This is a genomic window from Candidatus Pelagibacter sp., assembly GCF_052049675.1.
Taxonomy (GTDB): Bacteria; Pseudomonadota; Alphaproteobacteria; order Pelagibacterales; family Pelagibacteraceae; genus Pelagibacter.
This window is the reverse complement of sequence record NZ_JBNGZM010000001.1, coordinates 299,656-310,069: the sequence shown is the minus strand read 5'-3', so window position 1 is coordinate 310,069 and position 10,414 is coordinate 299,656. Positions and strand designations below refer to the sequence as shown.

Below are 10,414 nucleotides of genomic sequence, written 5' to 3'. Positions count from 1 at the left end.
ATTAATTAATTATTTTCTGGAATTGACGGCGTGTCTTCAGTTTTTTCCTCAACTGTATCTAATACCGACCCCGTAGGAGTAAGTTCTGCTCTAGAAATTATTGTTAAAGCTAAACTACAAATAATAAAAAGAGTTGCAACAATTGCAGTAGCTTTTGTCATAAAACTACCTGCTGATCTAGACAACATAAAATTTTCTTGAGAAACCCCAATACCAAGAGCACCTCCCTCTGATTTTTGTAATAAAACCAAAAGAACTAAAATAACTGCAAGTATGATGTTGATTACTAATAATAAAGTTTCCATGTGGGTCTAATTAATGGTTTTTTGAATTATATCAATAAATTTTTTTGGAATTTGTGATGCGCTTCCTATCAAAAAACCGTCAATGTTGGGAATTTTTTTTAATATACTTACGTTATTAGTATTTACAGATCCACCATATAAAATTTTAGGATATTTTTTTACAAATCTACTTTTAATGAATGAAATTGATTTATTTAAATCAGCTTCTTTTGGAATTACACCTGTTCCGATAGACCATACAGGCTCATAGGCTATAATAATTTTAGATTTATTCTTTATCGATTTTAACCCTTTTTCAATTTGTTTTTTTAAAATTTGATTAGTTTTTTTTTGTCTTCTTTCTTTCAAAGTTTCACCGATACAAAATATAATTTTCAAGCCTGATTTAATTGCACTTTTAATTTTTAAATTAATTATTTTGTCTGTTTCTCCTAACTGCCTATTTTCTGAGTGTCCCAAAATAATAAACTTTGCTCCAACATTTTTAAGCATGGTAGAATTTACTTGGCCAGTGTGCGCTCCATAGTCATAGCTGTGATGACAGTTTTGGGCACCAACCTCTATTTTTGTTTTTTTTAGTCTTCTCGACAATGGACGAATTAATGTATTTGGTGGGCAATAAACTATTTTTAACTTATTTTTTTTAATATTTTTTGAAAACTTTATTACTTTATCAAGCGAATTTAGAGTTCTTAAATCACCAAACATTTTCCAATTAGCTACAAAATACATATATTTATTTGTCATAATTGACTTTTTAATCTATAGATTTGTTTTTTACAGATCAATAAATTTATAACGCTATGATTGAAAAATTAAAAAACTTAGGCTGGAAACAACTTGGTGGATTGGTATTAATTGTCATAATCATCATCGCTTTTGGTTTTGGAGGTTTTGGCGGTGGGTTTAGTACAAACAATCAAAACAATATTGCAAAAATAAATAAAACAAATGTAACAACCCAAGATTTTATTGACTATGTGAATCAAAGTGGAATTTCACAAAAAGCTATTCGAGATAATTTAGACAACAATATTATTGAGGAATTGTTATCAGGATTAATTTCAACTACATTGATTGATTTAGAAATTAAAGACTTTGATCTTTCAATTAATGAAAGAACCATACTTAAAAACATTAAAGAAAATAAAAATTTCCATGATGAAAACGGTACTTTTCAAAGAATTAAATATGAAAAATTTTTACTCTCCAACAACTTGTCAGCTCCAATGTTTGAATTGCAATTAAAAAATAGAGAATTACAGAAACATTTATTTGATTTTATTGGTGCTGGAACAATAACACCAAATTTTTTGATAGAAAAAAAGTTTGAAGATAATAATAAATCTTTAGATATTGAGTATTTTGATATGGAAGATCTATATAAAACAAAAAATGATTACACAACAAATGAAATTGAAGCATTTATTGATGAAAATAAAGATCAATTAAAAAGAGAATATATAGATTTTAAGTATGTGATTTTAAATCCAAAAAATCTAATTGGAATTGAAGAATTCAATCAAGAATTTTTTGATGAAATTGATTCAATTGAGAACAAAATTTCTCAAGGGATTACATTTGAAAATATATTAGAAGATGTAGATGTTGAAATTATTGAAGTAAATGAGTTTGCACCTAGCTCTAATAAACAAATTAATGAAGATCTAATTTATTCTAAGAAAGCATCTAAAATAGACTTGATAGAAAGTGGTGACAACTTTTTACTTTATAATATTAATAATCAATATGATCGAGCTCCAGATTTAAATGATGAAATCATTAAAGAAGAAATAGTTGAGTTTATTTATCAAAAAGGTAAATTTGATTACAACAAAGAAATTATAGAAGAGATTCAAAAAAAGAAATTCGATAATTCGAGATTTGAAGAACTAGCAGGATCATATAAGGAATATTCTTCTATTAATTCTATAGAAGACGATCAACTCATTGATATTAACTCAGTAAAAATGCTTTATTCGTTACCTGTAAACTCTTTTGCACTAGTAAACAAAGAAAATAAAATTTATTTAGTAAAAATTACTGGAACAAATAAAAATTCATTTAGCAAAACCGATGAAAAATATCTTAAATTTGTAAATAGCCAAAATACAAATAATAGAAAAAGTATCTTACAATCGTATGATCAATTACTTAATGATAAATATCAAGTTCAATTAAATCAAAAAACTATTGATAGAGTTAAAAATTATTTCAAATGATTATTAATCGAAGCTTCAAAGATTTTAAGTTTCGACACAGAAGCAAAAAAAATCAAATCATCTTTACAAAAAAAAAAGTAAAAAAAGATGAGGAAGTATTAAACTTAATAGATAATTTCCTAGAGGAAAAAAATAGTTTTATATTTGAATCTGTTGAAAAAGGTAAAATCAAAGGCAGATATACAATATTTGGGAAAAATCCTGACAAAATTTGGGAATTTAATAATAATAATTCTTACATAATTCAAAAAAATAAAAAAAGAAAACTAAATGATAAACCAGAAAAATTAATTGAAGAAATCATTGAAGATTTTAAGTTTGAAACACCTAAAAATTTACCTAAAATTTGCTCATTAATCTCTGGGTATTTTTCTTATGATTCAATCAGATACATAGAAAAAATTCCAAATAATTGTAAAAATGATCTAAATTTACCAGACGTGAGGCTTCTACGTCCAAGAACATTAGTTATTCATGACAATTTAAAAAAAGAAATATTCTACATATCTAACATTTTTAAAGATGAAAAAATTAAAAACTATAAAAATAAATATGAAGAAATTAAATCTGATTTGTTTAAATTACTTATTCAATCATCTATTAAAAATACTGACAAAAAAATAATTCAAAAATCAAAAAATATAAAAGTGAAATCTAACACTTCAAAAAATAAATTTTTATCAATGGTTAATAAGGCAAAAAAATATATTAAATTAGGTGATATTTTTCAGGTTGTTTTAAGCCAAAGATTTGAGGCAAAATTAACAAAGAAACCATTAGATATTTATAAAAAACTAAGAGTAACAAATCCTTCTCCTTTTATGTTTTTCTTTAATTTTAAGGATTTTCAAATAATTGGTGCAAGTCCTGAAATACTTGTGAGACTTAGGGATAATAAAATTACTGTAAGACCAATCGCAGGAACTAGACCAAGGGGTAAAACTAAAAAGGAAGATCTTTTTTATGAAAAAGATCTACTTAAAGATAAAAAAGAACTTTCTGAGCACTTAATGTTACTTGATTTGGGTAGAAATGATGCTGGTAAAGTTTCAAAGATAAATTCGGTAAAAGTTACAGAAAGCTTCATTATCGAAAGATATTCTCATGTTATGCATATAGTTTCAAATGTAGTTGGAGAATATAATAAAAAATTTTCAAAATTTAAATCGCTCTTAGCTGGTTTTCCAGCAGGTACAGTTTCTGGAGCACCAAAAATTAGAGCTATGGAAATTATAGATGAATTAGAAATAACAAAAAGAAAAGTTTATGCAGGTGGAATTGGGTATTTTTCTGCAAATGGAGAATTTGATACATGCATAGCCTTAAGAACTGCAGTTGCTAAAAATAAAAAATTTTATGTACAGGCAGGTGCAGGTATAGTTGCAGATAGTAAACCTAAAAATGAATATGAGGAAACAGTTAATAAAGCAAAAGCTTTAATTAATGCTTTAAGATAATGAAAATATTGTTAATAGATAATTACGATAGTTTTACTTTTAATTTGTATCATTATATCTCCTCATTAAATGTTAAAGTTGATGTAGTAAGAAATGATAAAATTTATTCTAAAGAAATCATCAAAAAGAAATATGATAAAATTGTTATTTCACCAGGACCAGGCAACCCAAATCAATCTGGCAATTGTATAAAAATATTGAATTCATTATACAAAGAATTGCCTTTTTTAGGAGTATGTTTAGGTCATCAGATAATCGGACAAGTTTTTGGATCAAAAATTGTTCAAGCAAGAAAATTAATGCACGGCAAAACAAGCAAAATCAAATCAAAAAAAATCGGTATTTTAAAAAACCTCCCTAATACATTTAAGGCCACCAGATACCATAGTTTAATAATTGATAAAAAAACGTTATCAAAAGAGCTAGAGATTACAGCGGAGACAGAAGATGGGATTATAATGGGAGTACAACATAAAAAATTTAATATTCATGGTGTACAATTCCATCCTGAAAGTATTAAAACTAAGTTTGGAATGAAAATTCTTAAAAACTTTATTAACAGTTAGATTTATGGATCAAATTTTAGAAAAACTTAAAAATAAACAAGATTTAACTTTTGAAGAAAGTAAAACTGCTTTTGAAATATTAATGACTGGAAAAGCCAGTGATGATGAAATTTTTAGCTTTTTAACTTTACTATCTGAAAAAGGTGAAGTTTCAGATGAAATAGCAGGTGGAGTTTTTGTTCTAAGACAAAAATCAAAAAGAGTAAAAGTACATGATTGTATTGATACATGTGGTACAGGCGGTGATGGTATGAATACTCTTAACATTTCAACTGCTTCTGCCCTACTTTTAGCGAGCATGGGTTTAAAAGTTGCTAAACATGGTAATAAAGCTGTTTCTTCAAAATGTGGATCTGGTGATGTTTTAGAGGCTCTAAAAATTAAAATTGATTTAGAAGCTGAAGATATTGAAAAAGAAATTAATACCAATAATTTTGGGTTTATGTTTGCACCAAATTATCATAGTGCAATGAGATTTGTAGGATCAGTAAGAAAGAAAATTGGAAAAAGAACCATTTTTAATATGATTGGTCCATTAAGTAATCCAGCTCTTGTTGAAAGGCAAGTTGTAGGTGTTTTTGATAAAAAATTAATAAAAATTTTTGCAGAAGGACTTAAAAATTTAAATTTAAAATTCGCTTGGATAGTAAATAGCGAGGATGGATTAGATGAAATATCTCCATATGCAATCACAAATGTTATTCAATTAAAAGATGGTCAAATATCTGAAATAAAAATAGATCCAAATGCTTTAGGGGTTAATGCAGATAATTTTAAAAATCTAGTGGGTGATGATGCAAAATTCAATGCTGATAAGATGATTGAAATATTTAAAGGTAAAGATAATGACTTTTCAAAAGCAGTTTGTTTAAATGCTGCAGCAGGTTTAATTGTTGGAGAAAAATTTTCAGACTTTTCTGATGCATATAATTACACAAGAGAATTTATCCTTTCTGGAAAAACTTTTTTACATCTAGAAAAAATTCAAAATGCCTGAAAATATACTTCAAAATATCATTCAAAAGAAAATTGAAAAAGTTGATAAATTAAAAAAATCTCTTGACCTTAAAACTTTGGATGAATTAATTAATAAAAACAACAGCTATATTAATTTTAAAGAGAAAATAGAAAATAATTTAAAAAATAATAAAACTTCAATTATTGCTGAAATTAAAAAAGCAAGTCCTTCATCGGGTATAATAATCGATGATTATAATCCTTTAGATATTGCTCAAATTTATTTAAATAATAAAGCAACTTGCCTTTCAGTTTTAACAGAAGAAGATTATTTTTTAGGAAATTTAATTCACATAAGCAAAATAAAAGATAAAATAAATTTACCTGTATTGTGTAAGGATTTTTTTATTGATAAATTTCAAATACCTTTGGCAAAAAGTTATGGCGCTGATGCTATTTTAATTATTTTGGCTGGGGTTTCAGATGATCTTGCTTCTGAATTATATGATGAAGCTACGAAATATAATATGTCGGTTATAGTTGAGGTTCATACAGTAGAAGAGGCTAAAAAAGCATTAAATTTTAAAGATGCATTAATTGGAATAAACAATAGAAATTTAAAAACACTTAAAACTGATATAAATACAACTTATGATATTTATGATGTTGTAAAAAGTCACAAAGGTCCTTTAATATCCGAAAGTGGAATTAAGAGTAAAGATGAGCTATTAGAGCTTAATAAAAAAACATCAATTAACACTTTTTTAATTGGTGAATCACTTTTGAAAAACCTAGATGAAAATTCTATATTTTCAGTTTTATAGTCAAATAAACCCTAATTTTACTAGTTTTTTTTAGTATTGTTAATTTAAAAGAACTTTTATAGAACATTATTTGTACGATATTTGTTCTTATGCTAACGAAAAAACAAAAAAACCTACTTTTATTTATCAACAAGAAGTTGAGAAGTTCTGGCGTATCTCCTTCTTATGAAGAAATGAAACAGTCTCTTAATTTAAAATCTAAATCAGGTATTCATAGATTGATTAGTGCTTTAGAGGAAAGAGGTTTTATTAAAAGATTAGCTCATAAAGCAAGAGCTTTAGAAGTAATTAAATTACCAGAAACAGCCTCTGCAAATGACATTTATAATAGTTTTTCACCAAGTGTGATTAAAGGTGGACTAGATGAAGAACAAACTAATTCTGATGAAGTAGAAGTACCAGTACTTGGAAAAATTGCAGCTGGAACACCTGTTGAAGCAATACAAAATGAGGTTTCTAGAATTCCACTACCAAATAATTTAGAAAAAAATGGTGATTACTTTGGATTAAAAGTTCAAGGTGATTCTATGATAGATGCGGGTATACATGAAGGTGATACTGTTATTATTAAAAGAACTGATACTGCTGATAATGGTAAAATTGTAGTTGCTTTAATAGATGAACATGAAGCAATGTTAAAAAGAATTCGAAAAAAAGGTAAAGTTGTAGCCCTTGAGAGTGCCAATAGAAACTATGAAACTAAGATTTTTGGACCTGATAGAGTAAAAGTTCAAGGAGTTTTGGTATCTTTATATAGAAACTTCTAAAAAAATAGTCTAAATAACATTGATGTCTAAAGTAGCAACACGTTTTGCGCCGTCCCCTACTGGAGCTCTTCACATTGGTGGTGTTAGAACTGCATTATTTAATTGGTTGTTCTCTAAAAACCAAAAAGGAACTTTTCACCTGAGAATAGAGGATACTGATAAAGAAAGATCTAAAGTAGAACACAAAACACAAATTATTAAATCATTAAAGTGGATAGGGATTGAACATGATGGTGAAGAATATATTCAATCTAAAAAAATAGAAGATCATATTAAAGTTGCAAACGAGTTATTAAAAAATGGTAATGCGTATAAATGTTATTGCTCTACTGAAGAAATAGATGAGCAAAAAAAAAGAGCTAGGCAAAAAAAGATGCCATATATTTACAATAGAAAATGGAGAGATGTTGATGATAAAGATGCTCCAAAAGATATTAAACCTGTAATTAGATTTAAAAGTAAAATAGAGGGAAATTCTAAACTTAAAGATCTAGTTCAAGGAGTTATTGAAATTGAAAATAATACAATTGAAGATTTTATAATTTTAAGAAATGATGAAACGCCAACTTACAACTTGTCTGCAACTGTTGACGATCATCAAATGGGAATGACTCACATAATCAGAGGAGATGATCATAAAATAAATACTTTTAAACAAATACAAATATATCAAGCAATGGGTTGGAATGTTCCAGAATTTGCGCACATACCATTAATTCATACACTCGAAGGTAAAAAACTGTCAAAAAGAGATAATGCTTCTACTTTGGATGATTACTCAAAAATAGGTATAATGCCTGATGCATTAAGAAACTATTTACTAAGACTTGGATGGTCATATCAAGACAAAGAAATATTTACTCTGGATGAGAGTATTAAGTACTTTAATTTAGAAGGTATTGGCAAATCACCATCAAAACTAGATATGAGCAGAATATTATCAATGAATGAACACTATATAAAAACAATTGATGAGAAAGATCTTTATCAATGTCTAGATGAATATTGCAAAATCTATAAAGAAGAGATTCAAAATGATAAAGAAATAAAAGTTAAATCCTCATTATCATTTTTAAAAAATAAGGCTAAAACCTTAGAAGACATATATAATAATGCAAAGTTTATCATTAATGATGAAGTTAACTTCAATAAGGATGATTTTAAATTGATTGATGATAATGCAAAAAAAATTATTTCTGAATTTATTAAAGAATTATCATCCATATCAAATATAAATAGGGAAAATTTAGAGCCTGTAGTAAATAATTTGATTGAAACAAATGATACAAATTTTAAAGGAGTCGGTCAGCCTATAAGGATTTGTTTAACAGGATCAAAATTTGGTCCTGGATTATATGATATAGTTATTTCTCTTGGTAAAGAAGAGGTTTTAAAAAGACTAGCTAAGATAATTTCTTAAAACTAAACAAGCCTCTTCAGATGAAGATGTTTTAGATCTAATTCCTTCTAATGTTTTTGAACAATCAGATAATTGTTTTTTGATAAGGTCAGGGTTTTTTAAAAAATAAATAACAGATCTATAAATTTCATCAGCATTACACTCACTTTGTAACAATTCAGGGATGACTTCACGATTATTGATAATATTAATTATATTTGCAAATTTAACATTAACTAACATTTTAAATATCATAAAATTTATAAAACTGAGTTTATAAATAATTATAGAAGGTATGTTTGAGTTTGAAATTTGCAACGAAACTGTACCAGATTTAGATACAGCAAAAACTGAATTAGATAAAATTTTAGATTTAATACCTTCATCTGAAACCACATCTACATTCTTAATATTAAATTTTTTAATTTCTGACAAAATTAAATTTTTATTTTCATCAGTTGAATGAAAGTAAAAATAAAAATCATTATGTCTTTTGTTCATTAGCTTTATAAAATCAATTAAAATATTTAATAATACGTCTGTTTCGGATTTTCTACTTCCAGGGAAAATTGATATAATTTTTTTATTTTTAGGAATAATATTTTCAATAATTTTTTGATTATCTTGATTGTTCTCAATTAATGGATGTCCAACGAAAGTATTTTTAATATTTTCTTCTTCAAAATATTTTTTTTCAAAGTCAAATAATAGAAGAATATGATCGATATATTTTTTAATTTTTTTTACTCTATTTTTTCGCCATATCCAAACTTGTGGAGCAACATAATGAATTATTTTAATATTATTATTAATTTTTTTTACTCTTTCGGCGACACGCATAGTAAAATCTGGGCTATCAACAGTAAATAATATATCAGGGTTAAATTTTATTATTTCATTAACAGTGTAATTAATTTTATTTCTAATTTTAAATATATTTAATAAAATACTCGTAAAACCTAGATAAGTTATTTCATTTAAATTAAAAATACTTTCAATTCCTAATTTTTTTAAATGATTTCCACCAACGGATAAATATTCAATATTAGGATTTTGAGATTTTAACTTAGAAATAACCATTGAAGCTAATTTATCTCCAGAAGGCTCGCCTGTGAGTATGAATATTCTTTTCATATAATATTGATAAATATCTTGTTCTTATTAGCAAATCTAATGCATTTGATTTTATCTAAAAAAATATTCTTTTTAGATTGCAAAACTACACCACGTAATCCATATTTTTTAGCGTCCTTAAAAGTTTGTAAACCAATTGTTGGAAGGTCCATTCTCAAATCTTGTTTCTTTTTCGGTAATTTAATTAAGATACCTTCTGATTTTTTCTTTAATGTTGATAACATTTTTTTTGTACCCTCTTTACCTTCTTTAGCTAAAATTTTATCGCCTTTAACTACTAACGCTTGGATATGATCTAAACTTTTTGTTTTATTAAAAAAAAATTTCCCTTTTTTAATTGATATTAAATCTTGTTGATTGGGCTTTGGTTTGGTGTAACAACCTTTCTTTAAAGATAGTTCTGGATTAAAAAATATAGAGCTAATGACCTTTATTCCTTCATTGCTTAAAATTTCTATTATTGATTTAATTATAGCTGCATCACCAATCTTAGCTGCTCTGATTACACTTGGCATATAATAAATGCCTTTAAAATCTAATCTTAAAGAAGAAAAATTTGGTTTTGCGATCTTACCTGCAAATAAAACTTTTTTACATTTTTTTTGTTTAATTAAATTTATAATTGTTCCAAATTTTCCAATACTTATTTTAAATGAATTCTTATCCTTCTTAAATTTATTTTTTTTGGAAAAATCTATAATGAAATATTTAATTTTTTTTGTTTTTATTTTTTTTAAAACTATTTCTGAAAAATCAGTATCACCTAAAAACAATCCTATCATT

The 10,414-nt window shown here is 26.0% G+C and carries 11 protein-coding genes; 7 read left to right on the top strand and 4 right to left on the bottom strand.

Annotated features, from left to right (window positions below):
- Positions 1-5 precede the first annotated feature (5 nt).
- Together secG and tpiA are read right to left on the bottom strand one after the other, a co-directional pair.
- A complete protein-coding gene (gene secG / locus ACTT9L_RS01675; RefSeq protein WP_023853885.1) occupies positions 6-305 on the bottom strand; it encodes a preprotein translocase subunit SecG in 300 nt (99 codons plus the stop codon).
- Between the two features lie 6 nt (positions 306-311).
- Positions 312-1,052 (bottom strand): triose-phosphate isomerase, encoded by a 741-nt coding sequence (tpiA, locus tag ACTT9L_RS01670; RefSeq protein WP_440927638.1) that lies wholly within the window; start codon positions 1,050-1,052, stop codon positions 312-314.
- Positions 1,053-1,108: 56 nt separating this feature from the next.
- Here tpiA and ACTT9L_RS01665 point away from each other — a divergent pair, with 56 nt between their 5' ends.
- The 7 genes from ACTT9L_RS01665 to gltX all read left to right on the top strand — a co-directional run bounded on the left by ACTT9L_RS01665 (position 1,109) and on the right by gltX (position 8,518).
- On the top strand, positions 1,109-2,527 hold the full coding sequence (locus tag ACTT9L_RS01665; RefSeq protein WP_440927637.1) for a SurA N-terminal domain-containing protein: 1,419 nt from the start codon (positions 1,109-1,111) through the stop codon (positions 2,525-2,527).
- The gene (gene trpE, locus ACTT9L_RS01660; RefSeq protein WP_440928654.1) at positions 2,527-3,984 is read left to right on the top strand and encodes an anthranilate synthase component I; all 1,458 of its coding nucleotides are present in this window, start codon (positions 2,527-2,529) and stop codon (positions 3,982-3,984) included. The genes ACTT9L_RS01665 and trpE overlap by 1 nt, the downstream gene beginning before the upstream one ends.
- A complete protein-coding gene (locus ACTT9L_RS01655) occupies positions 3,984-4,550 on the top strand; it encodes an anthranilate synthase component II (RefSeq protein ID WP_440927636.1) in 567 nt (188 codons plus the stop codon). The genes trpE and ACTT9L_RS01655 overlap by 1 nt, the downstream gene beginning before the upstream one ends.
- A 4-nt stretch (positions 4,551-4,554) precedes the next feature.
- A complete protein-coding gene (gene trpD, locus ACTT9L_RS01650; protein ID WP_440927635.1) occupies positions 4,555-5,547 on the top strand; it encodes an anthranilate phosphoribosyltransferase in 993 nt (330 codons plus the stop codon).
- Entirely contained in the window at positions 5,540-6,331 is a 792-nt protein-coding gene (locus ACTT9L_RS01645) for an indole-3-glycerol phosphate synthase TrpC (RefSeq protein WP_440927634.1), read from the top strand. Before trpD ends, ACTT9L_RS01645 begins: the two co-directional genes overlap by 8 nt.
- A gap of 89 nt (positions 6,332-6,420) precedes the next feature.
- The gene (gene lexA, locus ACTT9L_RS01640) at positions 6,421-7,098 is read left to right on the top strand and encodes a transcriptional repressor LexA (protein ID WP_023853892.1); all 678 of its coding nucleotides are present in this window, start codon (positions 6,421-6,423) and stop codon (positions 7,096-7,098) included.
- A gap of 22 nt (positions 7,099-7,120) precedes the next feature.
- Complete coding sequence (gltX, locus tag ACTT9L_RS01635; protein ID WP_440927633.1) at positions 7,121-8,518, top strand: glutamate--tRNA ligase; 1,398 nt, start codon at positions 7,121-7,123, stop codon at positions 8,516-8,518.
- Here gltX and lpxB read toward each other — a convergent pair.
- Both lpxB and ACTT9L_RS01625 read right to left on the bottom strand, forming a co-directional pair.
- Positions 8,498-9,631 carry a lipid-A-disaccharide synthase gene (gene lpxB, locus ACTT9L_RS01630; RefSeq protein WP_440927632.1) on the bottom strand — a complete coding sequence of 378 codons (1,134 nt, stop codon included), beginning with the start codon at positions 9,629-9,631 and terminating at the stop codon, positions 8,498-8,500. The genes gltX and lpxB overlap by 21 nt on opposite strands.
- Positions 9,628-10,413 carry an LpxI family protein gene (locus ACTT9L_RS01625; RefSeq protein WP_440927631.1) on the bottom strand — a complete coding sequence of 262 codons (786 nt, stop codon included), beginning with the start codon at positions 10,411-10,413 and terminating at the stop codon, positions 9,628-9,630. Before ACTT9L_RS01625 ends, lpxB begins: the two co-directional genes overlap by 4 nt.
- Between the last annotated feature and the right edge of the window lies 1 nt (position 10,414).